The sequence below is a fragment of the Leucobacter sp. UT-8R-CII-1-4 genome, assembly GCF_030010235.1.
Taxonomy (GTDB): domain Bacteria; phylum Actinomycetota; class Actinomycetes; order Actinomycetales; family Microbacteriaceae; genus Leucobacter.
This window is the reverse complement of record NZ_JASCRS010000001.1, coordinates 238,185-261,802: the sequence shown is the minus strand read 5'-3', so window position 1 is coordinate 261,802 and position 23,618 is coordinate 238,185. Positions and strand designations below refer to the sequence as shown.

Below are 23,618 nucleotides of genomic sequence, written 5' to 3'. Positions count from 1 at the left end.
CTGCGTGAATCTCTGAACTCTGAATTCTCGCGGTTTGCGCGGCTTGTCAACTGTTCCTAGCTGCGCGGGGGAGCTGTTAGCCCAGGCCGTTTGCCCAGGGCTCGTTTGATACGTCGAGTTCGCTGGCCATATCGCGCAAAAAGCGGGTCACGACTTCGCGCTCTTCGCTCGTGAGGCGTGCCGCAGCATGGAAGCGTTTCGCCTGTTGTCTGCCCACGGTCTGCATTGCAGCTTCGCGGGTGTCCGCGGTGATCTGAATCGCGAAGGTGCGTCGATCTTGCGGGTGAATCTCGCGGGTGATGTGGCCGCCGCGTTCCAAGCGATCGAGCATTTTGGTGATCGAGGCGGTCGAGATCCGAAGATGTGTGGCGAGTGCGCCAGGGGTGATGATTTCGCCTCGGTTTGACATCACAATGAGGTAGTGGAGTGCTCGCATGTCGGTCACGCCAAGCTTCATGTACTTCAGTGAGGCCTCGGAGAGGCGATCCTCCGCTTCGCGAAGCGCGCCGAGTGCTGCCATAAGTTTTCCGATGTCTGCGACGGATTCGGCGTCGTGGCTGGAGCGATCAATGAGACGACCGGTTGGGTCGTTGTGCTCGACTTGATACAGGCCTGAATGGTCTGCGAGAGGCCCATTCTTCTCAGACATGGTGCTATGTTAGCCTAAATAAATATTTTAACTTGGTTAGATAACGCAACTTGGCTAGCAAAATGGGGAATGTGATGAACAAGCGCGTCGAAGAAGATCTTGCACCCGGTGAAGCCCGTGCGAGCGGGTGGCGCCGTGCCTTGAGGGTGTTTGTCCCGGCACTGCTGATCCTGGTGTGGGTTGCTGCCGGTGGAATTGGAGGCCCGTACTTCGGGAAGATCTCCGAGGTATCTTCCAACGATCAGACCGCCTACCTGCCTAGCTCTGCCGAAGCAACCAAGGTGCAAGAACGGCTCGGCGAATTCCGTGATTCAAAAGAGATTCCGGCCGTAGTGGTACTGGTTTCCGAAAGCGCCATCGACGAGACCGACTTGACGCAGCTCTCTGAGGCGGTAGCAGATCTCCCCGCTCAGGTCCCCGGTCTTGGCACCGACCTCTCACCGCTCATTCCATCTGCCGACGGCAAAGCCGCCCAGGTGTTTGTGCCAATCGAGAGCAAAGAGAACATTCGAGACGTCACCGATGCGATCAGCAGCTATCTGAACGAACAAGCTCCAGCCGGGGTTCAGGTCTACGTCACCGGTCCAGCCGGGTTCACTGCTGACCTGGTCAAGGGGTTTTCGGGGATCGACGGGCTGCTGCTCGGGGTCGCGCTACTCGCGGTGTTCATCATTCTGATCATCGTGTACCGCTCATTGCTGTTGCCTGTTGCGGTACTCACGACCAGCTTGATGGCGCTCACAGTTGCCCTGCTTGCAAACTGGTGGCTGGCAAAATGGGGGCTATTTATGCTCTCCGGTCAGACCCAGGGCATCTTGTTCATTCTGGTGATCGGTGCCGCTACCGACTATTCGCTGCTTTACGTATCTCGATATCGCGAAGAATTACGTAGCACGCGGGATCGCGGCGCCGCCACGATGCAGGCAATTCGGGGGTCAATCGAACCGATTTTGGCCTCGGGCGGCACCGTGATTGCTGGACTGCTTTGCCTGTTGCTTTCAGACCTGAAATCCAATAGTTCGCTTGGTCCGGTCGCCGCAGTTGGCATCCTGTTTGCGATGCTCGCCGCCTTGACGCTGCTCCCGGCACTGCTCTTTGCCTTTGGTCGCGCCTCGTTCTGGCCGAAAACGCCAACTTATGCCCCAGCAGAGGTGGCAGCTGAGCACGGAATGCACGGCGGAATCTGGGCGAAGCTTGCCCGTGCAGTTCGTGCCCGCCCACGCCCAATCTGGATCATCACGACGCTTGCCCTGCTGCTCGGAGTTTTCGGGGCAACCCAACTCGACGCTTCTGGGGTGCCCCAGTCTGACCTCGTGCTCGGCACGAGCGAGGCCCGCGACGGACAGCGGGCGCTCGGCGAACACTTCCCGGGTGGCTCGGGTAGTCCGGTTTACGTGATCACAGATGCCGCATCTATGCAGCAGACAGCTTCGATGCTGCTTGAGAACGACGGAATCGATAGCGTCTCGGTGGTTTCGGCAGATGCGCCAAGCGGATCAGCGCAGATCACCGCCGACGGCATTCAGGGCTTTGGCGGCCCAAATGCTCCGACACCCACCGCATTGGTCGCCAACGGTGATGTGCTGCTTCAGGCGACACTTGGTGACGCGGCTGATTCCGAAGCTGCCGCGCAGACTGTGCGTGATTTGCGGCAACAACTTGATGGCACCGGTGTGCTTGTTGGCGGTGTCACGGCCACTGCGATTGATACAAATGATGCGTCGATACACGATCGCACGTTGATCATTCCTGTCGTGCTGTTCGTCATTCTGATTATCTTGATGCTGCTGCTGCGATCCATCGTGGCGCCCCTCATCTTGATCGCCACCACGGTGCTGTCCTTCGGCACAGCGCTCGGGGTCGCCGCACTGATGTTTAATCATGTCTTTCAGTTCCCGGGAGTTGACCCGGCAGTGCCACTCTATGGATTTGTCTTCCTGGTCGCACTTGGCATCGACTACAACATTTTCTTGATGACCAGAGTGCGAGAGGAATCACTCGCGCACGGTACCCGTGAGGGAATTTCGAGAGGCCTTGCTATCACCGGCGGGGTGATTACCTCAGCTGGCCTGGTGCTTGCCGCGACCTTCGCGGCGCTCGCGGTGATCCCGATTCTGTTCCTCGTGCAGATCGCCTTCATCGTTGCCTTCGGTGTGCTGCTTGACACCTTTATCGTTCGCTCGCTCCTCGTGCCGGCCATAGCGAGCGATATCGGACGCAAGATTTGGTGGCCGTCAAAACTCTCTTCAGGAGGCAAATAGCCGCGAACTTGCGGCAAGTTCAGCCTGCTCGACACTCCAAGGAAGGTACCCCTCATGCAAACACTTCCAATCGACGACTCGGCTCCCGAGACTATTGTTCAAGTTTCCAGTGCGCCCACGCTGGTTGATACTTCATGGGTCCGAAACGTCACCGACCTGGTAGCCGAGCGAAGTCGTACCTCACCATCGCACATTGCGTTTGAACGACCGCCATCCGATCAATCAGCGAGCGGAGCATGGAGGCAAGTGACGACCATCGACTTTGTTGACCAGGTTTCAAAGATCGCGAAGGGTCTCATCGCCAGCGGAGTTCAGCCTGGTGACGCCGTAATGATTGTTGCGTCTACGCAGTACCTCTGGGCCGTGGTTGATTTTGCCGCACTCTTTGCCGGTGCAATTGTGGTGCCAATGTATGAGACTGCTACGGCAGCTCAAATGCGTGTGATTCTTTCAGATATGCAGCCGAAGGTGGCATTTGTGGGCGATATCGAAACCGCTGAACGACTGGAAACCGTCTGCGTGAGTGTGCGGCAGCAGCCGCAGTTTTTTGTGCTTGATGAGTGTGCTCGCGAAACGGCACACCCAAGTGTGCGAGGGCTGCTTGAGTTAGCGGACCGCGGTAGGGCAGTCGAAGAGCAAGAGTTGCAGACACGGCGAATGAGAGCGGGTCTTGAGGACGTGGCAACTGTGGTGTACACCTCAGGCACCACAGGCGATCCAAAAGGAGCGCTCATCACTCACGGCAATCTTGTTGGTCAAGTGCTCAACACTGCAGCTGCCTATCAAGAAGTGGTGAAAGAAGATGGCAATACGATTCTGTTCTTGCCACTCACTCACGTGCTTGGTCGTGCACTGCAACTGATTTGCGTGGCAAAAGGAATGAGAGTTGCACACCTGGCAAACCCGAAAGAGGTCGTCCCAGCCCTCTCGCAGCTCAGGCCCACCTTCCTGGTAGTGGTGCCAAGGGTACTTGAGAAAATTCGAGGCGCAGCGGCGGCAGCTGCTCGGGAGAAGCGCATTGAAATGGTGTGGCAAGCCGCGCAGCACACCGCGGTCGAGTGGGGCCGCCACTTGGAAGATCACGATCAGGGTCACAAAAGCTCTGCAAATCTGAATCTGCGACTACGTCGTTGGGTGTTCGACAAGGTGTTCTATCGCAGACTGCGTCGGGTAATGGGCGACCAGATTGAATACCTGCTTTCGGGTGCGGCCACGCTTGACCCCGAACTGTCACTGTTCTTCCGTGGCATTGGTGTACCGGTGATCGAAGGATACGGACTCACCGAGACTACGGCGCCACTTGTGGGCGGCAGACCAGGTAATCTCCGCGCCGGAACCGTGGGAACTCCGTTGCCGGGGAACACCGTCGCAATAAGTTCAACCGGAGAGGTGCTTGCAAAAGGAGTTGGTGTATTTGCCGGGTACTACCGGTCCGAACAAGACGCTGATGCCTTTTTCGAGGGTTACTTTCGCACAGGTGACCTTGGGTCGATTGATGAAACGGGATCACTGACGCTGCGTGGGCGAGCGAAAAACGTGATTGTCACCTCAACCGGGCGCACGATTTCTTCGGAACCATGGGAACTGGCTGTCGAAGCCGAAGAGTGCGTTGCCCATGCCGTGCTCATCGGAACGGATCGTCCCTATCTTGTTGGCATCGCAATCATAGAAAACGAACTGGCTACACACATCGATCGCGATACCGAGCGCAGTGCCAAACCACAGACCAATACTTCAACAGACAGTATTCAACTGTGCCACGATCAAATGTTGCTTCGCAGGGTAGACGCAGCCATCGAACGAGCGAACGAATTGCTGGTGCCAGCTGATCGGGCCAAACGCTGGCAAACAATCATGCTCTCGCCTGACCAGCTTGAGAAGTGGGTTACACCAACCATGAAGCTCAAACGCGGCGCGCTGATCACCGCTCTTGAGCCGATGCTTGACGAGCTGTACCGCTGAGCGGACTCACCACCGAACCGAAAGAACGTACCATGAAACAAAACTCTGCTCGTTCATTGATTCTCGTCGTTGTGCCGATTGTGCTCGGAGCCTTGCTTGCGCTTGCCGGGAGCCAGACCAACTGGCTTCTCGGCCAATGGCCGGCATTCGCGGTAGCCGTCACTATTGCTTTCGTGGTGCAATGGGTTGCCTATATCCCTGCGGTCCTCTATCGAACGGACCGATATTTTGATGCAACCGGCAGTGCAACATATTTCACGGTGACCCTGGTGTTGCTCTTGCTGGCGCCAAGCCTTGAGCTACGTCAAGTTGTGTTGGGCGTTATGGTCCTCCTTTGGGCGTTGCGCCTGGGGTCGTTCTTGTTCGTTCGCAATCTCCGCTCTGGCGGTGACGATCGTTTTGATGAGATCAAAAACAATCCGCTTCGGTTTTTATCTGTATGGACAATTCAGGGACTGTGGGTCAGTCTGACGGCATCTGCTGCCTGGATCGCTATTTCCTCGTCGAACGCGAGCTCGTCAGAGTGGACGATCTGGGTTGGCGGCGGGATCTGGTTGATCGGCTTCACGATTGAGATCGTGGCAGACTGGCAAAAGTCTCACTTCAAAAGGCAGCCGGAAAATACTGGAACATTCATTCAGAGCGGTCTCTGGTCGGTAGTGCGTCACCCCAACTACCTCGGCGAGATCACGCTTTGGATTGGAGTGTTTGTGGTGGCAATACCGGCGCTGCACGGTTGGCAGTGGGTCGCAGTGCTCTCGCCACTGTTCGTGATCTTTCTTCTCACCAAAGTGAGCGGCATTCCACTGCTCGAGACAAAAGCAGCACGTAAATGGGGCGACGAGCCGGACTATCAGCGCTATGTCGCTCGCACACCTCGGCTGATTCCGTTTACGGGAAAGCGTTGAAGCTTGCTCAGCTCACGCGGCCAGCCCTCGTCGTGCTGATTGCGTTCAGGAGCGCGTGCGCGGTCTGAGTCTTGCTGCCGCGAGCTGCCTGAAGCACTGCGCCGTCGCTGCCAAGAATCAGTAGTTCGTTGTGGTCCGATTCGAAGCCTTCACCCCATCCAACGGCATTCAAGGCAAGCAGATCGCAGCCTTTTCGCGCGAGTTTTCGGCGGCCGCGTTCGAGCAACTCATCATCGTTCTGCACCGTCTCAGCGGCGAATCCAACGATCAGCTGCCCTGGTTTTCGTGCAGAGACGAGGCCGCGCAACACATCAGGGTTCTCGACGAGGGTCAGCGTGAGCGTGCTGTCGTTTGTCTCTTCTTTGCGTATCTTGCCATCAGCGATTTCGGCGGCACGATAGTCGGCTACTGCCGCAGCCATGATCACCACATCTGCTTGGGCCGACTCGGCACGCATTGCCTTGTCGAGGTCTGCTGTCGTGCCAACTGGTAGCACTCGAATAGTTCCTGCCGTCGCGAGTATCGAATCGTCAATATTGGCAGCAACCAGGGTTACTTCAGCGCCCCTGGCCGCTGCCGCCGCTGCAATCGCCACACCTTGTTTTCCGCTGGATCGATTGCCCAAAAAACGTACCGGGTCAAGCGGCTCTCTGGTACCGCCAGCGCTCACCAGCACACGAAGACCGGCAAGATCTGCGGTCGGGTGATCCAGCGTCTCCTGCTGACTCGGAAGCGAATCAAGTAGCGAATTCGCCGCCGCAAAGATTGTCTCGGGCTCGCTCATGCGGCCGGGGCCGCTGTCATTGCCGGTGAGCCTGCCAATATCTGGGCCCACGAAGTGTACTCCGCGATTGCGAAGTGTTTGCACATTGTGTTGCGTTGCCGCGTGCTGCCACATCTCAGTGTGCATAGCCGGAGCCACGAGCACGGGAGCGGTGCTTGCCAGCAGTGTGGTGCCAAGTAAATCGTCGGCAAGGCCGGCCGTCATTTTTGCGAGCGTGTTGGCTGTTGCCGGGGCTATGACGATCAAGTCTGCGCGCTGGCCGAGACCGACATGCCGCACCTCTGGCACATTGTCGTGCACTGAGGTTGTGACCGGATTTCGGCTAATCGCCTCCCATGTTGGCAGGCCAACAAAACGTAGCGCATCGGCGGTGGGTACCACGTGGAGTTCGTGCCCGCTCTCAACAAAAAGCCGCGCAAGTGAGACTGCTTTATAAGCCGCGATACCGCCAGATACGCCGAGCACGATGTTCATTTCTCCATCCTCGCACGCGAAGCTTGGGCCCTCGTGATACTCCCTCGCTATACTCGCTGCGAGACGAGGGGATGCCAATGTGCACTGTGCTGGTGGAAGTACCGATTTCGAAGACTGAAGCCGTGCGGGTATTGGCCGTGCGTGACGAAGATCCAGCCCGCGCCTGGGACCCGCCCGGAGAGTGGTGGGCAGATCGGCCGGGAGTGCTCGGCGTGCGAGATCGGCGGGCTGGCGGTGCATGGCTTGCGGCAGCTCCTCAGCAGGGGCGGCTTTCTGTGATTCTGAACCGCGCCGATGTCTACTCGGCGGGGCTGCCCGCTGGCGCCAATGGACTCGCCTCGCGGGGAGCGCTGGTACTTGACGCGGTCGCTGGCGATCAGCTCCCAGAGCCGCCAAAAACCGCCGGGTTCAACCTCGTGACGATTTCCGGTGGCTCGGTAACAGTGTCGAGCTGGGATGGTGAGGTACTTGCCCGTTCCGAACTTGCGCCGGGCGTGCATATGATCGCCCACCACGACGTTGACGATCCTCGCTCCGCTCGAATTGCAAAGTGGCTGCCCGAGTTCAGAAAGCTGGCCGGGCTCGGGCAGACTTGGCGTGAGCGTTGGATCGACCTGCTCGCTCAGACTGCGCAATTGTCAGCGGGTGACGATCGCGCAATCATTCGGGACAACCGTGGCCACGGCTATGAAACCCTGTCGCTGCTTGTCTGCACCGCAGAGATACGCAGTGCAGACGCAGCAGATGGCTCGGGCGCTTCGGTTGAGCTTGATAGTGCCACTCTTGAAGAGCCCGCAGTGTGGGGCAGCCCAGAGTTTCGACAGGCTTGATGGGGCGTTGCGCAGCGGTGTTGGTTCGCAGCGGTGTTCGTTAGCTTCGACGAGCGTACTGAGCGGCCAGCAACCAGGCAAGGTAGATGCCACCTACCGATACGGTGACAACGCCAACCGGCACGGCAGCCATTTGCGCAACCGTGTCTGACACGACAACAAGGGCCGCGCCTGTCAGCATTAACGGCACCGTGCCCATGGGGGTGTTTGACCTCGTGAGTCGCTGCGATATTTGCGGAGCAGCGAGTGCAATGAACGAAATCGGGCCAGCAGCAGCCGTCACTAGGGCGACCAGTGAGACTCCAATGACCATCGCCCAGAGTCTCGTGCGTCCAGGCTGAATGCCGAGCGCGGTAGCCGCGTCGTCGCCCATCTCAAGGACCGGCAGTGTGCGAGCGAGCGGAAAGGTGAGCAGGGTCACTACAACAAACACCGCCGCTGCGGGAACGAGCTGATCAAAGCCGAGCGAAGCGAGGGATCCAGCGCCCCATGTTGCCGCCATCATCGCTTTCTCAACGCTGACCGAGATGAGGATCCACGAGGTCAAAGAGCCAAGACCTGCAGAGACGCCAATGCCAACAATGATCAGTCGAAATGACGACACCGAGGTGTGTTTGTTTGCGAGGAGATACACCAGCAGCGCCGTGAGCAGACCGCCGATGAGTGCGCCGGCCGCTTTGAAAAGGTAGGTGTTCAAATCGAGTACGACCATGACAAGGGTGACCCCAAATTGGGCCCCGACACCGAAACCAATAATGTCGGGTGAGCCAAGCGGATTGCGTGTGAGGGACTGAAAGACACCGCCCGCAAGGGCAAGCGCTGCACCGCAAAGCACGGCAAAAAGCACCCGGGGGAGACGCCACTCGACCACAACCTGTCGAACATCGGCATTGTAGCCCGGGTCGAAAAGTGAGCGCACGACAGCGCTGAGGCTGACCTCGTAGGCCCCGATGGTCATAGATGCGAAAGCGGCAGCAAAAATGATGCAAAGCAGCGCAACACTCACGAGGATCGCGCGTACCGGAACGAGTGCTCCAAGATATGGGCGATCGATTCGGATCAGACGACGGCCACGGTCAATGAGAGGAATCTGGGTCGCGTTCACAGTCCGCTTACTCGCTTTCGACGCACCAGCATGATCAGAATGGGGGAGCCGAGCAGCGCCGTCACAATGCCTACCCGCATTTCACTATTTGGCAGCACGACGCGACCGAGAATATCTGCGATCAGCAAAAATGCCGGGCCGATAATGGCCGAATAGCTGAGCACCCATCGCTGATCTGGGCCGGTAAACCAGCGCACTACGTGCGGAATCATGAGCCCGACAAATGCGATGGGTCCGGCTGCCGCCACAGCAGTACCGGCGAGCAAGGTGACCGAGATGATGACAAACAAACGGGTCACTCGCACCCTCGCACCGAGTGCGTGCGCCAAGTCGTCACCGAGTGCCAGCGCATTCAGTGAACGGGCACAAAAGAGTCCAATGATCAGGCCGAGTGCGATCAGTGGAATGGCCCAAGCCAGTTGGTCGGTGGTTCGTCCGCCGATTGATCCAACGCCCCAGAATCGCATGACCTGCAGCGTGCTGTGATCGCGGAGCACGATTGCTGTGGTGAAGCCGGTGAACGTCGCGCCGAGGGCTACGCCTGCGAGCGTGAGTTTCACGGGTGTTGCGCCTGACGCGCCAAATGAGCCGAGCACATACACCAGCACGGTAAGTACGAAGGCGCCCCCGAGTGCGAAGGGAACGTAGCTGCCAGGGGCGGTGAGACCGAGCACGCCTACGGCGAAGGTGACTGCGAATGAGGCACCCGCGTTTACGCCGAGAATGCCAGGATCGGCCAAGGGATTGCGGGTGAAAGCCTGAATGAGACCGCCGCACACGGCAAGGGCAGCGCCCACGACAATGCCGAGAACTGTTCGTGGTACGCGCAGTTCCATCACCATGAGGTGCAGTGGGTTCTCGTCGTCGTAATCGAAAATCGCTTGCAATACGGTGTCGGGCGCTATGCCCCGATTGCCGATTGCGAGTGAGGCGAGTGCCGCGAGAAGCAACACCGCAGCAGAGACGATTAGGCCGAGCGCGAGCGCCCCAGCGCGGCGTGGCGAGTCTGTTTTGGGACTCTCCACGCCGCGAGCTGAGGTGTTCGAGCCGTCGTCAGTTTCTCTCAAATCTGAGGGAGTGGACGGCTGGGACATCTAATGATTTACCTTTACGAGATGGTTGGATCGCCCTGCAGCGCCGCTGCGAGATTGTCGACGTACGTGGGCAGAATGTACTTGAGTGAGAGCACTGTCGGGGCGCTGATCGCTGAAGCCTCGGCGGTATCGGTGTAGATCACGTAGGCGCCATTTGCGATCGGATTCCAGCGCGAGACAACCTTGTTCTCGACGGTGTATTTGCCCTCCTCTACGCTGCCACCCCAGGCTGCAAAGAGATCGGCTTCGACGTCGTAGAGCTTTTCAAGGCTCACGCCGGTGTACCAGTTGTCGCCCTCAGCGCTTGCGAGGAAGCTGTCCATTGCTGAGGTTGAGTTGAATCCGAGTGCCTCGGTAATACGCACGCGCGGGTCGTATTCGAGGTATACACCGAGGTCGGTGCCACCCTCATTGAGAGTGAGACCCCAGACGAAGCTTTTGTCTTCGAACTCTGGGTGGGCTGCTGCGAGTGAGGTGATCTGCGCTTCGGTCTCGGCGATGAGCTCTTCTGCTTTGGCATCGGCCGAGAGTGCTTTGCCGACGGTGCGGGTCATGCCTTCCCAGGTGCCTGGGTTCCAAGGGCCCTCAATGAAGGGTACGGTGGGGGCGATTTCGCTGAGTCGGTTGTATTCGATGTCGCTGAGGCCGGAGTACAGGCTCAGGATCAGGTCGGGGTTGAGGGCCTTTATCGCTTCGTAGTTGGGGCCATTCTCGGCGAAGGGAATGAGCTCGGGGGTTTCACCGTATTCTTCGGTTACGAAGTCTTCGAACCAGGGCTGGTAGCCGCTTTCGCCCGCGCCCCACACCTCTTCAATGCCGATTGGATTTGTGCCGAGCGCTGCGACGATGTCTGGTGTCATCCAGCCAAGCGCCACTACCCGGGTCGGCTTTTCGGGGATGACTGTTTCGCCCAGGCCGTGCTCAATGACTACGCCATCGCCAGACGCAGTCGGTGGCGCCTCGGAACCGTCGGCTGAGCAGCCAGCAAGGGTGAGGGCTACGGCTGCTGCGACGAGAGCGAGGCCTCGGCGAAGTTTCCGGCGGGCGGGGGCAGAAGACATGATTCTCCTTCAAGAACAGGGGTGGCGCGAAGGTGCTCCACAGATGAAGGTTAGGTAAGCCTTTCCTAACAGTCCGATGTTAGGGTTTTGTGGGCTCCCAAAGTGTTGAGAACCAGACTTCTTGTATCGCCTAGACGCCTCGATGGAGCTTTGACGCAGAATTATCGCCAATAGAGATGCTGCGCAGTATCGGCCTGTGTGCGAAGCAGGTACTCCCGTGGGGTTAGGCCGAATCGTTCTTTAAAGCTCGCCGAAAACGCACTGGCTGTTGCATAGCCGCAGCGTGCAGCAGCCGAACCAATCGGCAAACCGTCGACGATCAATCGTGCGGCGAGTGTCATGCGTACTCCGGTGCGCCAGCGAGAAAAACTCATGCCGGTGTCATGCTGGAAAATTCGGAGCACGGTTCGCTCGTGCAATCCGTGGGCGGCGAGGAGTTCACGAACCGTGCGCGGGTCACCCGGGTCGGCCAGCACCGCTTGCATAAGCGGTCGCACCCGTTCGTCGGTGGGCATCGGCACCTCGGTCCACTCATCATTGAGCGCGGGGGCTGGCAGCTGCAACATCTCGATAAGCACCGATTGAATGCGTACCCGTAAATCGGTTGGCATGTCGTTGATGCCAAGATGCAACAGCATCTCTTGCACGGCTCTGGGTAAATAGGCCTGGCTGACCGCAGCTGGCGGAGTCGCAAAATGCGAATCTGGAATGTAGGTGTAGCAGCCGGTTGAGCCTGGTTCATGATGCGCGGTGTGTGGGGTGAACGGGGGGATCCACACGCCCTGACCCGGCGCGAGTCGCCACCGCGCGTCTTGGAGATGCACCCACACGGTGCCGCGGTAACACCAGGCAAGCATGGCGTCTGGGTGGCTGTGCGGTGGCGAAATCGGCCTGCCGGAGGTGTCTTCTGCCGTCACGACGCCCGTGCCCATGAGGTAGGGATCGGCTATTGAGCTCGTGCGTAATGCGCTTCGCTCCCAGTCATCTTTACTGAAAGAGTTCAACTTGATTTCCGTGGACTAAATGGCGGCTGTCGGGTCTTTGCTCATTACCCTAACCCGAGTTCATCAGATCTATATGTGCGAACAGATGTCTAAATAAGGCAGGATGGAACCATGCACCCTCCAGCGCAGCCCCCGAGTGTTTCCCAAGATGCAGCCCCAAGCGGAGGCGTGAAGCGACCCTGGTTGCCAATGAAACAGGTGATCGGCCTCGCCGCGGTCGCCCTCTTTCTCCTCGGCGGTATCACTGGCAGCGGTCTGCTGATCCAGGCTCGATTCGGCGAGATGGACGCATCCCTGCAAGCCCTCGTCGATGGCGATAAGGAAGACATCTATTCAGCGATGTCACTTGCGATGCTTGAAGACGACCGCGAAGGGTTTTTGCGGTGGGCTGAAGGCCCTGCACGGGATCAGCTCGCCCAGATCTGGGATGGGAGCAAAGAGGTCGGTTGGACAGTGGGCCTGATCGACGCCGTGTATGAAGACGACTACAGTTACGACGCCGAAAGCTACGACCCAAGTCGGCCAATGGCAAACGGATTGCGAATCGCATTTGATCTCGGCTTCACGCACACGCGCGCCGCTGTTGGCGAGAACGGCCCAGAGCCTGATTGTGTTGTAGGAGTGCAAAACTGTGGCATTCTCACACAAAGCTTCGACTACGACGTGACAGTTGACGGGGGCGACGGCTCTCACAGCTCGTATCGAATCATTGAAATAGCTCCTCGCACGCCCATGCCATGGGACGACAAAGGTGGGGTCTACGCCGTTCATAGTGAGAACTCCGTGCTTTTTGGCTACGCCGACGAAGCTGCCGCTATCGACGCCATCGCGGGTGACGTGCAGACCGCCGCTGCCGGAGTGCTGCAAACCGAGGTAGCAACTTCGGGGTACTCAACGATTCCCGGGTTTCCTGCGTTCTACTCTGGCAATAGTGAGCGGTACCAGGACGCAGTCTACGGTGTCGGTGAATATCGAAAAGACATCAAGCGCGACTGGGAAGAAGCGGGAGTCACACTTGTTTCGGTCCCGCTTGACGTGACGAACGGTGCCACTGAGCTTGCCGAAAAACGTGGCATGCTGCTTGAACTTGGAATGTTCGGCGGGCAAAGCGGATCGTTGGCAGCATTTAACGGTGAAAAGATTGCTACAAGTGAGCAGACGCCCCTGCGAGTTGCGGCGCATGAATTTGCGCACGCGCTAGAAATGACCACGTTCTCGCACATGATTTTTGATGAGAGCAGCAGCGAGAACCTGGCATTTAGTTTTGGCTCTGAGGGGTATGCGCGATACATCGAAGACCTAGTTGCTTCGCCGCACGATGGAGTACAACTCACTCTGAATCCCAATGTTCAGGCAGCCATAGTTGCGACTCCAGACGAGGGGTTGCAAGGTCTCGTAGGTGCCCATGCGTTTAGCGAGAGCACCACAAGCCCACTAGCCTATGACGCTGCAGGTAACTACTTTGCTTTCATGGCTGCAAGTGGGGTCGATATTTCCCAGGTGATGTATCGAGCTGAGTACATGATGTTTGACCCATATACCTGGATCGGTCTGCACTATCCAACCACCGCCTCGGGCGAAACGATTGACGCGACGCCCACTGCTTGGCGCTCATGGAACGCGAGGTAACAATGAGCTTCCCAAACTCAAATGAAAGTGCGCAGCCGGCTGTGCCTGCGGCTCCTGCTGCCCAGACGCCAGCACAGCCGGTGCCGTCACAATACGTACAGCCGCATGCACAGCCTCAGTACACTCAGCCTCAGTATGCGCCGCCGCAGTACGCACCCCAGCCTCCGACGTATCAGGCCCCCGTTCGCGCGCCGATGAGCGGCCTTGCGATTGCGACGCTGATTGTCTCGTTTTTTGCGGGCCTGCCAGCGGTGGTGATGGGGGTGTTCGCGCTCCGTCAGATTTGGGTGCGTGGCATGCGCGGCACTGGAATCGCCTGGGCCGGCATTATTATCGGCGCCATCGTCTGTGTCGCACAGGTGAGCTTTTTTATTCTGATGGGTTTTGTCGCTGCCAGCAGTGCCGTGAGTTAGCTGCGGTTCTTTCTACGCTGAGAGATAACCACCACTGCTCCAAGCAGCGCGAGCGTACTTGCAACCGCAATGGCTGGCGCTGGATCAAAGCTGCCCGTGCGTGCCAGATCGCTTGGCTTTGTCTGCGGTGTGCCGGGAGATCCACCCGCTGGAGCAGCATTGACACTCACGGTCTGGGTCGCGTCGTTCAAGTCTTCATGCGTGGCAACGGGTGTGCCCAGCGGCTCAGTGCCTTCGAATAGTCGCTCAAAGGCAACCAGTTTTTTACCTGCGTAGCCTTCTGGAATCACGAAGCTCACCTCAGCTGAACCCTCTGATGCGCTCGGTGTGAAAGTCACCGTGCCGGTAATACCGGTACCGGTGCCGTCAGCCTGGTGCATCAGTTCACCGACAAGTGTGTACTCTACGCCGGGTGTGAGGTTCCGGTACTGCACGGTGTCGACAACAGTGCCACCTCGCCAATCAATCAGACGATCCCCGTCTGCAGCATCTACGAGGGAGGTACCGATACTCGGGCTCACCCGAAAATCGAGCGTGGCCCGCGCAGTGATAACCTGCTGCTGCTCATCAGCAACGGTGGAGAAAATCTGGCACAGCGTGTCACCGACATAGCGCGCACTCTGCATAAAACCAATATTTTCAAGCACCGGTGGGGTGGCAGTAACCTCCACCGAGAATGTGCCGCTGTCTGGCCGGGTAACGCAGAAGGTAAGTTCAGCAGGCAGCGCTGCATCGGCGTTGAGACGCAGGGTCGATCCGCTGAGCGTTGCGGGACCGTCGCAGAGCGTGAGCGAGCCGCCGCTGCTCGCCACCTGAAGTGGGATTCCAGCGAGAGTGGTGGTGAGCACAACTCTGCCCTCGGCGCCGGGATCTACGCGCGGCGCAACGGCAAGCGCAGCGAGCATAGTGGCGCGATCTGCGCCAATGACTTGCAGGATTCTGCTTTGGATGCTCGCGCTCATGTTGTTCTCGCAGAACACGATCGCGGAGTCGCGCTCTGGATTATCGATGCAGTGCACCAGGTTTTGGCGCAGCGCGCGAGATTGTGAAGTGGAGTTGTTTGCAACGGTGTCGGCTCCGAGCGTCCCGCCCGAACCGTCGGGCCCGGCGATGACTGGAAGATCATTCTGAATGATGTATGACTGCAATTTTTGTTGATCCGCGGTAAGCCGCAGGTCGGGATCCGTGTGCTCAAGACCCGGCAGCACGGATCCATTGCGCTCGAGCTCACCGTTGAGATTTGTCCAGCCGCAGGTGGATGCACGGTCATAGGTGCAGTAGATCCATGACGATACGGGGCCACCCGCTTCGGCCACGTATCTTGTGGCGCAGAGGGGGTTCGATGAGTACTGTGACCCACCAGCGGTCCAGCCGCTTCTGCCGATGTTGTTGTAAAGAATCACTGGTTTGCCGGCGTTATAGTCGGTCAAACGCTGCCCGAACACGCTGAGCAGATTGCTGACCGGTCCACCATCGGCATCGGACGATGGGTTGCCGATGGTGTTTTCGCATGGCGGAGCGTCAAAAGGCGCCGCGACCGGTGCTTGCGGTGTATCAGCTTGAGCTGCGGTGGCAAGAGTGGCCGGCGCGACGAGAGCCGCTGTCGCAAGGATCGCGGCAGCGATTCGCCGGCCATTGCGAAGAAGGGGGGAGCTGGTGAGGGACTTCATTGTGCGGGACTCTTTCTCGAACGCTCGACAGCAATTACTGTATTCGCGTTTGTTTTCTTCTAAAACAGAGAGAGTCAAACTGTGTGGAAAAGTGATGCAAATGGGAATATTTTTTTGTATCAATGCGCGTACTCTGCCTTGGGGAGCATCCAGCTCATGACTGTCGCTGCGCTGTCCTGAGGCCGTCGCGGTGCTGTTTGAGCTTCGTCGCTGCTAGCATGGTGAGCGATAGCGCCTAGGGTTCCGAGTTGCGGCAGACCGTAACTGACTGGTCCGAGCGGCGCCACGGCAGATTCCGCAATCTGCCGTCATCTGACAGGACAAAAGCCCGGAGGAACCGCGCTTGCCTGCCAGAAAACAGGCAGCAGAAGGTTCCCATGTCTACTGACGCACTCATTCTTGTATTGATCGCGGCCTGCGCCCACGCTGCCTGGAACATCATCGCGCACGGTTCGAGTCGCAGCGGTGTTCCGTTCCTGTTCTGGGGCGCAATAGTCAGCACCCTGCTGTGGCTGCCCGTCGTACCTTTCACCGGCGGCCTCGGTGACGGTGGCTGGCGAGGCCTGCTGCTGGGCGCGAGCGTTTCAGCCCTTCTGCACGTTGGATACATGGTGCTCTTGCAACGCGGGTATGCGGCGGGAGAACTCTCGACCGTTTACGCGACCGCTCGCGGCACCGGGCCAACCCTCACCGTGCTCGTTGCCGTGCTGTTTCTGGGGGAGCAGCCAACACCCCTCGCGTTACTCGGGGTCGGCGTCGTGATTGTCGGGGTGATTGCGATGGGAGTGATCGGGCGCCCTCCTCGCCCGATCACTCTGCCGCACTCGCAGCCAGCCTCGATCGGTGTGCCAGGGTCTGCGCCAGGGCGCAACAATAGCCTCTGGCGCCTACTGTCGCTGGGGCGGGTTGATCCAGCGCTGCTTTTTGGATTGGCAACCGGGGTTGCGATTGCTGCCTATACCGTTTGGGACACCTACGCGTTGCGCGAGTGGCAGGTTTCACCCGTTGCGCTCATGGTTGGCTGCACCGCCTTTGAAGTGCCGTTGCTTGCAGCTCTTGCCTGGCGAAGACGTTCAGAGCTCTTGCCAACGATTCGTGAGCAGTGGCGTCGCCTCCTGGCTTTTGGCGCGCTATCGCCGCTTTCGTACATCCTGGTGCTTGTCGCCGTGACCATTGCGCCGGTTTCGCTTGTCGCGCCAATGCGAGAGGTGAGCGTGGTGCTGGTGAGTCTATTCGGCGCTTTTGTCGGTCGAGAACACCGCCCGGTTCAGCGGGTGATCGCCTCGGCTGCCGTGGTCGGCGGCGCATTCTTGCTGAGCATGTGAGCGGCTAACTGCCTAGCCCGCGAAGGTAGTGCTCGCCGTTTGAAGAACGGCCCGACGATGCAACCGAGAACCGCACAATATCGCTGCGATAGTGGTCATCAGACACTTCGTACACACGGTGATCAGTGTCGTAAGAGATGCGGTGCAGGCGCAGCACGGGTGCTCCTGGCGCGGTTTCGAGTAACTCGCTGTCGAGCGTGTCTGCTGAAACCGCGTCTATCTCGTGGTACACCTCGTTTGAGGGAAAGCCGTGTTCGGCGAGCAACTCGGTAATGGAGACGGCATCAAGGTCGTGCTCGAAAAGCACCTGGCCAACATCTGCGAGGTACCTCAAACGTTCCAGCATGGTTGGTCTGCCATCGAGTAGCCGCAACCGCAGCACCTCAACGACCTGTTCGCTCTCTTCGACGCCAAACGCTGCAGCGAGTTCTGCACCGGCTCGTCGCCTCGAAATCTGCTGGGTAATTGCTCCGGGGCGAGCCCCGATCGACTCGGCCCAACGCGTGAAGGGAATAGACGCGTCGACGGCTTGGGTTGATTTCCGACCGGCGACGCGAGCTGGTCGGCCACGACCTGTTTCGATCAGTCCCTCGCTGCGCAGCAGGGCAAGTGCGTTGCGTACTGGGCCGCGCGAGGTCTGCCAAGTGTCTGCAAGCTCGGCTTCGGTTGGCACGTCGGCCCCGGCGACGAGCTCGCCACTATTGATTTGCTCGCGCAACTCATCGGCGATCCGCTGATATACAACTTTGCTCACATAGGCATACTACATGTGCAATTTGGGTGAAGTTGTATGGTTGCGAACTCGCCATCTACCGTGCATTTGGGCAAATGGTAGGTGAACGGCAGGGGAATAGTCGCTAGTTAGGTACATATCTTGCTCGTTCGGGTGCGACAGTAGATGCGGTTCGTTTCCACACACCTCGAAAGGTCTCCCATGAACCTCCGTAAGTTCGTCACCGCCGGCGCCATCGCGAGCGCCGCACTGCTCGGCCTCGCCGCCTGCTCAAGCACCACCGGTGCTGCCCCAGAATCCGGAGCCGCAGACGCTACTGGCTTCGCCGTGAATTCAGACACTCTCGTGTTCGGCGTGGTGCCAGATTCGGTTGATACCGAGACCAACTACCAGCCGCTGATGGACTACATCGCACAGGAGACCGGAAAGACCGTGGAGTACCACGAGTCAACCGATTACGCGGCACTCATCGAAGCATCGATCGCGGGCAAGGTCGATATCGCCTCCTTCTCAGGCTTCACCTACATCACCGCGACCAACAACGGCGCAAACCTGATTCCAATCTCGTCGATCGTCACAGAAGAAGGCCAGGAGCCCGGTTACTACTCGCAGGCCATCGTGCCAAAGTCGAGCTCGATCACCTCGCTCGATCAGTTCAAAGGCCTCAAAGTCTGCTTCGTTGATCCATCGTCAACCTCGGGCTACCTCTTCCCAAGCTACAACCTGCTCGAACTCGGCATTAACCCCGAAACCGATGTGACCCCGGTCTTCGCAGGCAAGCACGATGTGAGCGTGCAGAAGGTCGGCGAGGGCGTCGAGTGCGAGGCCGGATTCGCCGAGGACAGCGAGGTCGAGAAGTCAGACAAGGTCAAGGTGATCGACCAGGTGATGGTGCCGGGCGCCCCAATTGTGATGTCGGGCACACTGCCAGCAGATCTGCAGAAGCAGCTCGAAGAGATGCTCAGCGAGGTCAGCATTGACCAGATCGTCGAGAGCGGCGTGAAGAGCGCCGACAGCGAAGCTTTCCGCTCAGTGTTCTTCTCAACAGAGCCAGTAGACGATGCCTACTACGACCTGATCCGCGACATCTGCAAGAAGACCAACGCGAAGCAGTGCCAGGCCTAAGCGCCAAGCCACTAGCTCATTCGCACTAAGTCACGATCTGAGAGGCCGAACATCATGCCGCACGAACAGCAGTCCAACACCGCACCCGTCATTCGAGTCGAAACGCTCAGCAAGCGCTTCGACGAGACGGTGGCGCTCGACAATGTCTCGCTTGAAATCAACCGAGGCGAAGTGCTTGTGCTGCTCGGCCTCTCCGGATCGGGCAAATCGACTCTGCTGCGCCACTTCAACGGCCTAGAGACACCAAGCTCAGGCGAGGTGAGCGTGCTCGGTGAGACCGTCAGCTCACTCTCCGGGCGAAAACTGCGCAGCTTGCGCAGCAGAGTCGGTTTTATCTTTCAACAATTCGAGCTAGTCGGCGCGCTAACCGTGCTCGAAAACGTGTTGAGCGGTGCCCTCGGCTCATTGCGCGGGCCAAGGCTCGGGCTCTTCACCTACCCACGTGAGCTGAAACTACGCGCTCTCGGCCATCTCGACCGAGTTGGTCTGCTCGATCGTGCATATCAGCGGGCCGATACCCTCTCAGGTGGTCAGCAGCAACGCGTCGCTATTGCGCGAGCGCTCATGCAAAACCCAGAGGTACTGCTTGCAGACGAGCCTGTTGCTTCGCTCGACCCAGAATCGAGCATGCAAGTGATGGCGCTGATTCGTGAGATTGCGGCCGCCGATGGTCTGACTGTGGTGTGCAGCTTGCACCAGGTTGACCTCGCGATTTCGTGGGCCGACCGCATCGTTGGGCTTCGTCACGGTGCGCTTGTGCTCGATACCCCGGCAGAGGGGCTCAGCAAGGCCGAGGTCATGGAGATCTATGGGCGAGTTGCGACGCCTACCAGCGAACTTGAGGCTGTGAGCCGTGAGCTGGTCGACGCATGAGTGCGACCGCCCTCGCTGCAGACAGCGCCCGATCGCTCGGCGCCCGCATCGCTCCACTGTCAGAGCGCGCTCCAAAGCGGAAGCTTGATCCGCAACGTATTGCCGCCGCAATCGCGCTACTGATTCTTGTTGCGTTCGCCGTTGTGTCGCTCGTTCGTATCGACATTTCTGTGCCGAGCATGCTTGAGAGCGTAGGTAACGCGCAGCGCTTTTTTGAACGAGTGGGCGGGCTTTCCTTCCCGGAACCCGCAAAACTCTTGCAACTCACCGTTCTGACGGTGGGCCTCGTGCTCACCGGCACACTCTTCGCCGCGGTACTTTCGGTGCCGATCGCATATCTTGCGGCCGAAAATACCAGCCCGAATCACACCCTCCGGGCGATCGCTCGTTTTATCGGTGTATTCACTCGAGCGCTGCCAGACGTTGTGCTCGCCATGATGTTTGTGCTGCTGTTCTCCCTTGGCGCCCTGCCGGGTATTCTCGCGATCGGGATTCACTCGATCGGCATGATTTCTAAAATGTTTGCCGACGCGATCGAGCAGATTGACGAGGGCCCACGACTCGCGATTCGGGCCACCGGCGGCAGCAAGATGCAAGAGTTTACGGTGGGTATCTTGCCGCAGGTGCTGCCCTCGTGGGTGGCGACGGTACTGCATCGCAACGACATTAATCTGCGCGGCTCAGTGATTCTGGGTTATGTCGGCGTGGCCGGTCTCGGCCTAGAAATGTCGTACGCGTTTAAGTCACTCGACTACGGCCTCGGCCTCGGCATCGCCCTCGTCATCTTTGTGCTCTGCGTGGTGATGGAAATGATCTCAGGCGGTGTGCGGGTGGCCATGCTCGGCGAGAAGGCTGGCAAGGGCGTGTTCGTTCGTTTGTTCTCCCGCGGGGGATCGCCCCGCGCCAAAGCGAAAGTCCGGAGTGCGGGGGCAACCGCCGACCCAGTGTTCGCCAGTCCCGAAGCTGCCCTGCGTAGACCGTGGACTCCGGCTCGAGTGCGAACCATCGTGTTCGCCTGGATCGCTCTGGCCGTAGTGATTGCCGGTGTTATCGTCAGCGAGATCCAGTGGAGTGACTTTCTCACCTTCTGGGCAAAACTGCCGCCGGTGCTCGCCTCGTTCTGGCCACCAAACTTTGGCAGCTACGGATTTGAACGAATCTTTCTTGCGATGATCGAGACTATCGAGATTGCGCTCGCCGCTGCACTCATCACCTTTGTGGTGTCGATGGTGCTCGGATCGTTCGCAGCGCGCAATGTCGCACCGAACCGAGCCATTAGCGGCGGTGCCCGTCTGTTGTTGGTGGGTATTCGTGGCATTCCAGAGTTGATCCTTGCAATCGTTCTGATTGTGATCACTGGCCTGGGCGCTCAGGCAGGCACCATCGCGCTTGCTGTTGGTGGCGTGGGGTTGCTTGGCAAATTGATCGCCGACTCCTTTGAAGAGGTGCAGCGTGGCCCAGAGCGTGCACTGATCGCAGTCGGCTCAAGCCGCACGCAGATGTTCTTCGGGGCCACACTGCCGCAGGGTGCACAAGCGCTGATCGGTCACAGCTTCTATCTGCTCGACACAAACATTCGCGCTGCGACGCTGCTCGGTATTGTCGGCGGCGGTGGTGTCGGCTACTACCTGCTGAACGCGGGCCAGGGTTCGAACTACCAATTGGTCGGTTCGATTGTGCTGATGATTCTTGTCACGGTGCTTCTGGTTGAGGGGCTAGCTATGTGGATGCGAAAGGTACTGCGCTAATGAATGCAACTCACTCGACAAGCACCAAAACCTATGATGTCGTGATTGTTGGCTCGGGCATTGTTGGACTCGGCGCCGCATATTCGGCGGCGCGACGAGGCCTCAGCGTACGTGTGATTGAGCACAGCACTCGACCTACCGGAGCGAGTATTCGCAACTTCGGCCACCTTTGCATAGGCGCGCAACAGGGCGAAGCCAGAGTGCTCGCTGAAGCAGGGCGCGAAACCTGGCTGCGGCTGTCTCAGGATGCTGGCTTTTGGTTGCGCGAATCTGGCACCCTAATCGCGGCGCGACACCAAGACGAGCTCGACCTCATCGAGGCTGCCGCAGCAGACGGCGGCATCACGTTGTTTTCAGCTGATGAGTTTGCTGACCGCACGCCCGTGGCTCGTAAGGTGCTGGTTGGTGGTGCCCGGATCACGGGTGACTTGCAAACCCATCCGCGCACCGCCGCCGAAAAAATCGCCGCTCATCTCGAGGCACTCGGTGTCGAATTTAGCTACCGCACGGCAGCCACCTCTGTTGGCAAAGGAGTGGTGCACACCACAAGAGGGAGCGTGCACGCCGGGCAGGTGATCCTCGCCGTCAACCAAGACATCGATCGTCTTTTGCCGGACATTGCGGCCGAGGCTGCTGTGCAGCGCTGCGTGCTTGACATGCTGCGGGTGCAGATACCACTCTCGCGATCGCTTGACGCGCCTCTACTGACCGGCTGGTCGCTGCTGCGCTATGGCCGATTCGAATCGCTTGACGAGGTGCACCCGGTGCGGGCCCGCCTGCACGCGGCACGGCCCGACCTTGCCGCCATTGACCTGAACCAGATGTACACCCAGTTGCCTGATGGCAGTGTGATTCTTGGCGACACCCATCATCGAGATCCAGCACCGTTGCCGTTCCAAGCAGAAGACGCCCAGCAGGTGCTTATTGATGAGGCGCACGAGCTATTTGGCACTCCCGCGCTTCGGGTCATTGAGCGTTGGCAGGGCATGTATGCCTCTGGAATCGACGAGTTCTTGGATCGCGAGGTGGTTCCGGGGGTGCGTGCTATTGCCGCGACGACCGGCATCGGAATGACCTGTGGTTTTGGTCTCGCCGAGCGTGCAATCGATCGAGCGTTTGCAGCGACCGAGAGCGAGCCTGCTAGCACTCCCGGCCTGCGCGCTGACTCGGCAACGCAGAGCATCCCGGCAGCACAAAAACTTTTCACAGCACAGAGTTCTAAGGAAGAAACAGCATGAATGACACACTGATCACCGATAGCGGCGCACAGGCGCTGGCCACCCCGATTGAACTCGTCGTGTTTGACATGGCAGGCACCACGGTCCAAGACGACGGCGTGGTCGAGCTTGCCTTCGAGCGCGCCGCGGAACGAACCGGTGTTGTGGTGAACATGAGCTGGGACGAAGCGTTGACATATGTCCGCGACACCATGGGGCAGTCGAAGATCGATGTGTTCAGCCACCTTTCTGGCGGTGATCTTGCGCTCGCGAAACGTGCGACCCAGAGTTTTGAAGAGGCCTACGCCGAAATCGTGCGGGAGTCTGGCGTTGCAGCAATTGACGGGACTGCCGAGCTGATCACAGAGCTACGAGACCGTGGCCTGAGCGTCGCTTTGACCACGGGTTTTGCTCCCGTGACGCGCGATGCCATCCTTGACGCGCTGGGTTGGCGTGAGCTGGTGGACATTGCGCTTTCGCCAGTTGATGTCGGTCGCGGGCGACCGGCACCTGACCTGGTGCTCAGCGCTCTCATGCGCAGCGGTGCCTCGTGTGTGCAGGCGGTCGCTGTGCTGGGAGATACCGAGAGCGATGTGCGTTCGGGGCGGCGCGCCGGCGCGGGTCTCGTGGCCGGAGTGCTCAGCGGCGCGCATGATCGTGCCACTCTCGAAGCTGCTGGCGCCGACTACGTCCTCAACAGCGTCGTCGAGCTGCGCGGTCTGCCAGCTTTTAGCGCGGGTTGATCGTGCGACT

At 59.0% G+C, this 23,618-nt stretch carries 20 protein-coding genes; 12 read left to right on the top strand and 8 right to left on the bottom strand.

The window, feature by feature from the left end; translation table 11 throughout:
- Positions 1 to 76 precede the first annotated feature (76 nt).
- Positions 77 to 649: a MarR family transcriptional regulator gene (locus QBL02_RS01165; RefSeq protein WP_282724518.1), complete on the bottom strand. Its 573-nt coding sequence runs from the start codon at positions 647 to 649 to the stop codon at positions 77 to 79.
- A gap of 74 nt (positions 650 to 723) precedes the next feature.
- On the opposite strand from QBL02_RS01165, the gene QBL02_RS01160 reads away from it, so the two are divergent.
- From QBL02_RS01160 to QBL02_RS01150, 3 genes are read left to right on the top strand one after another with little or no spacing between them, the layout of a single operon-like run.
- Positions 724 to 2,910 carry an efflux RND transporter permease subunit gene (locus tag QBL02_RS01160; protein ID WP_282724517.1) on the top strand — a complete coding sequence of 729 codons (2,187 nt, stop codon included), beginning with the start codon at positions 724 to 726 and terminating at the stop codon, positions 2,908 to 2,910.
- 54 nt (positions 2,911 to 2,964) lie between these two features.
- Entirely contained in the window at positions 2,965 to 4,872 is a 1,908-nt protein-coding gene (locus tag QBL02_RS01155; protein WP_282724516.1) for an AMP-binding protein, read from the top strand.
- A gap of 32 nt (positions 4,873 to 4,904) precedes the next feature.
- A complete protein-coding gene (locus QBL02_RS01150) occupies positions 4,905 to 5,780 on the top strand; it encodes a DUF1295 domain-containing protein (protein WP_282724515.1) in 876 nt (291 codons plus the stop codon).
- Positions 5,781 to 5,787: 7 nt separating this feature from the next.
- Here the strand turns inward: QBL02_RS01150 and coaBC are convergent, their stop codons facing one another.
- Entirely contained in the window at positions 5,788 to 7,038 is a 1,251-nt protein-coding gene (gene coaBC, locus QBL02_RS01145) for a bifunctional phosphopantothenoylcysteine decarboxylase/phosphopantothenate--cysteine ligase CoaBC (RefSeq protein WP_282724514.1), read from the bottom strand.
- A 77-nt stretch (positions 7,039 to 7,115) separates the two neighbouring features.
- On the opposite strand from coaBC, the gene QBL02_RS01140 reads away from it, so the two are divergent.
- Positions 7,116 to 7,868 (top strand): NRDE family protein, encoded by a 753-nt coding sequence (locus QBL02_RS01140; RefSeq protein ID WP_282724513.1) that lies wholly within the window; start codon positions 7,116 to 7,118, stop codon positions 7,866 to 7,868.
- 40 nt (positions 7,869 to 7,908) lie between these two features.
- Here QBL02_RS01140 and QBL02_RS01135 read toward each other — a convergent pair whose 3' ends face one another.
- From QBL02_RS01135 to QBL02_RS01120, 4 genes are all read right to left on the bottom strand, one after another.
- The gene (locus tag QBL02_RS01135) at positions 7,909 to 8,973 is read right to left on the bottom strand and encodes an iron chelate uptake ABC transporter family permease subunit (RefSeq protein WP_282724512.1); all 1,065 of its coding nucleotides are present in this window, start codon (positions 8,971 to 8,973) and stop codon (positions 7,909 to 7,911) included.
- Positions 8,970 to 10,067, bottom strand: coding sequence for an iron chelate uptake ABC transporter family permease subunit (locus QBL02_RS01130; RefSeq protein WP_282724511.1), 1,098 nt, complete (start codon positions 10,065 to 10,067; stop codon positions 8,970 to 8,972). Before QBL02_RS01130 ends, QBL02_RS01135 begins: the two co-directional genes overlap by 4 nt.
- A gap of 14 nt (positions 10,068 to 10,081) precedes the next feature.
- A complete protein-coding gene (locus tag QBL02_RS01125; RefSeq protein WP_282724510.1) occupies positions 10,082 to 11,128 on the bottom strand; it encodes an ABC transporter substrate-binding protein in 1,047 nt (348 codons plus the stop codon).
- A gap of 161 nt (positions 11,129 to 11,289) precedes the next feature.
- Positions 11,290 to 12,132, bottom strand: coding sequence for an AraC family transcriptional regulator (locus QBL02_RS01120; protein ID WP_282724509.1), 843 nt, complete (start codon positions 12,130 to 12,132; stop codon positions 11,290 to 11,292).
- A gap of 111 nt (positions 12,133 to 12,243) precedes the next feature.
- On the opposite strand from QBL02_RS01120, the gene QBL02_RS01115 reads away from it, so the two are divergent.
- Together QBL02_RS01115 and QBL02_RS01110 are read left to right on the top strand one after the other, a co-directional pair.
- Positions 12,244 to 13,761, top strand: a complete 1,518-nt coding sequence (locus QBL02_RS01115) for a hypothetical protein (protein WP_282724508.1) — start codon at positions 12,244 to 12,246, stop codon at positions 13,759 to 13,761.
- Positions 13,762 to 13,763: 2 nt separating this feature from the next.
- Positions 13,764 to 14,174: a DUF4190 domain-containing protein gene (locus QBL02_RS01110; protein WP_282724507.1), complete on the top strand. Its 411-nt coding sequence runs from the start codon at positions 13,764 to 13,766 to the stop codon at positions 14,172 to 14,174.
- Here the strand turns inward: QBL02_RS01110 and QBL02_RS01105 are convergent.
- Positions 14,171 to 15,844 carry a VaFE repeat-containing surface-anchored protein gene (locus QBL02_RS01105; protein WP_282724506.1) on the bottom strand — a complete coding sequence of 558 codons (1,674 nt, stop codon included), beginning with the start codon at positions 15,842 to 15,844 and terminating at the stop codon, positions 14,171 to 14,173. The two genes, QBL02_RS01110 and QBL02_RS01105, sit on opposite strands and share 4 nt — an antisense overlap.
- Before the next feature lie 377 nt (positions 15,845 to 16,221).
- On the opposite strand from QBL02_RS01105, the gene QBL02_RS01100 reads away from it, so the two are divergent.
- Positions 16,222 to 17,169, top strand: coding sequence for an EamA family transporter (locus QBL02_RS01100; RefSeq protein ID WP_282724505.1), 948 nt, complete (start codon positions 16,222 to 16,224; stop codon positions 17,167 to 17,169).
- 4 nt (positions 17,170 to 17,173) lie between these two features.
- On the opposite strand, the gene QBL02_RS01095 is transcribed toward QBL02_RS01100, so the two are convergent.
- Entirely contained in the window at positions 17,174 to 17,923 is a 750-nt protein-coding gene (locus QBL02_RS01095) for a GntR family transcriptional regulator (protein ID WP_282724504.1), read from the bottom strand.
- Positions 17,924 to 18,103: 180 nt separating this feature from the next.
- Here QBL02_RS01095 and QBL02_RS01090 point away from each other — a divergent pair, with 180 nt between their 5' ends.
- The 5 genes from QBL02_RS01090 to QBL02_RS01070 are packed head-to-tail and all read left to right on the top strand — an operon-like array spanning position 18,104 to position 23,608.
- A complete protein-coding gene (locus tag QBL02_RS01090) occupies positions 18,104 to 19,027 on the top strand; it encodes a phosphate/phosphite/phosphonate ABC transporter substrate-binding protein (protein WP_282724503.1) in 924 nt (307 codons plus the stop codon).
- 54 nt (positions 19,028 to 19,081) lie between these two features.
- Positions 19,082 to 19,900 (top strand): phosphonate ABC transporter ATP-binding protein, encoded by an 819-nt coding sequence (gene phnC / locus QBL02_RS01085; RefSeq protein ID WP_282724502.1) that lies wholly within the window; start codon positions 19,082 to 19,084, stop codon positions 19,898 to 19,900.
- Positions 19,897 to 21,648: an ABC transporter permease subunit gene (locus tag QBL02_RS01080; RefSeq protein ID WP_282724501.1), complete on the top strand. Its 1,752-nt coding sequence runs from the start codon at positions 19,897 to 19,899 to the stop codon at positions 21,646 to 21,648. Before phnC ends, QBL02_RS01080 begins: the two co-directional genes overlap by 4 nt.
- Positions 21,648 to 22,886 carry a TIGR03364 family FAD-dependent oxidoreductase gene (locus tag QBL02_RS01075; RefSeq protein ID WP_282724500.1) on the top strand — a complete coding sequence of 413 codons (1,239 nt, stop codon included), beginning with the start codon at positions 21,648 to 21,650 and terminating at the stop codon, positions 22,884 to 22,886. Before QBL02_RS01080 ends, QBL02_RS01075 begins: the two co-directional genes overlap by 1 nt.
- The gene (locus tag QBL02_RS01070) at positions 22,883 to 23,608 is read left to right on the top strand and encodes a phosphonatase-like hydrolase (RefSeq protein WP_282724499.1); all 726 of its coding nucleotides are present in this window, start codon (positions 22,883 to 22,885) and stop codon (positions 23,606 to 23,608) included. The genes QBL02_RS01075 and QBL02_RS01070 overlap by 4 nt, the downstream gene beginning before the upstream one ends.
- Positions 23,609 to 23,618 lie beyond the last annotated feature (10 nt).

What these genes read in the sequence shown, in the direction of transcription:
- QBL02_RS01165 (WP_282724518.1), bottom strand. Translation starts at nt 649, where the DNA reads ATGTCTGAGAAGAATGGGCCTCTCGCAGACCATTCAGGCCTGTATCAA.
- QBL02_RS01160 (WP_282724517.1), top strand. Translation starts at nt 724, where the DNA reads ATGAACAAGCGCGTCGAAGAAGATCTTGCACCCGGTGAAGCCCGTGCG.
- QBL02_RS01155 (WP_282724516.1), top strand. Translation starts at nt 2,965, where the DNA reads ATGCAAACACTTCCAATCGACGACTCGGCTCCCGAGACTATTGTTCAA.
- QBL02_RS01150 (WP_282724515.1), top strand. Translation starts at nt 4,905, where the DNA reads ATGAAACAAAACTCTGCTCGTTCATTGATTCTCGTCGTTGTGCCGATT.
- coaBC (WP_282724514.1), bottom strand. Translation starts at nt 7,038, where the DNA reads ATGAACATCGTGCTCGGCGTATCTGGCGGTATCGCGGCTTATAAAGCA.
- QBL02_RS01140 (WP_282724513.1), top strand. Translation starts at nt 7,116, where the DNA reads ATGTGCACTGTGCTGGTGGAAGTACCGATTTCGAAGACTGAAGCCGTG.
- QBL02_RS01130 (WP_282724511.1), bottom strand. Translation starts at nt 10,067, where the DNA reads ATGTCCCAGCCGTCCACTCCCTCAGATTTGAGAGAAACTGACGACGGC.
- QBL02_RS01125 (WP_282724510.1), bottom strand. Translation starts at nt 11,128, where the DNA reads ATGTCTTCTGCCCCCGCCCGCCGGAAACTTCGCCGAGGCCTCGCTCTC.
- QBL02_RS01115 (WP_282724508.1), top strand. Translation starts at nt 12,244, where the DNA reads ATGCACCCTCCAGCGCAGCCCCCGAGTGTTTCCCAAGATGCAGCCCCA.
- QBL02_RS01110 (WP_282724507.1), top strand. Translation starts at nt 13,764, where the DNA reads ATGAGCTTCCCAAACTCAAATGAAAGTGCGCAGCCGGCTGTGCCTGCG.
- QBL02_RS01105 (WP_282724506.1), bottom strand. Translation starts at nt 15,844, where the DNA reads ATGAAGTCCCTCACCAGCTCCCCCCTTCTTCGCAATGGCCGGCGAATC.
- QBL02_RS01100 (WP_282724505.1), top strand. Translation starts at nt 16,222, where the DNA reads ATGTCTACTGACGCACTCATTCTTGTATTGATCGCGGCCTGCGCCCAC.
- QBL02_RS01090 (WP_282724503.1), top strand. Translation starts at nt 18,104, where the DNA reads ATGAACCTCCGTAAGTTCGTCACCGCCGGCGCCATCGCGAGCGCCGCA.
- phnC (WP_282724502.1), top strand. Translation starts at nt 19,082, where the DNA reads ATGCCGCACGAACAGCAGTCCAACACCGCACCCGTCATTCGAGTCGAA.
- QBL02_RS01080 (WP_282724501.1), top strand. Translation starts at nt 19,897, where the DNA reads ATGAGTGCGACCGCCCTCGCTGCAGACAGCGCCCGATCGCTCGGCGCC.
- QBL02_RS01075 (WP_282724500.1), top strand. Translation starts at nt 21,648, where the DNA reads ATGAATGCAACTCACTCGACAAGCACCAAAACCTATGATGTCGTGATT.
- QBL02_RS01070 (WP_282724499.1), top strand. Translation starts at nt 22,883, where the DNA reads ATGAATGACACACTGATCACCGATAGCGGCGCACAGGCGCTGGCCACC.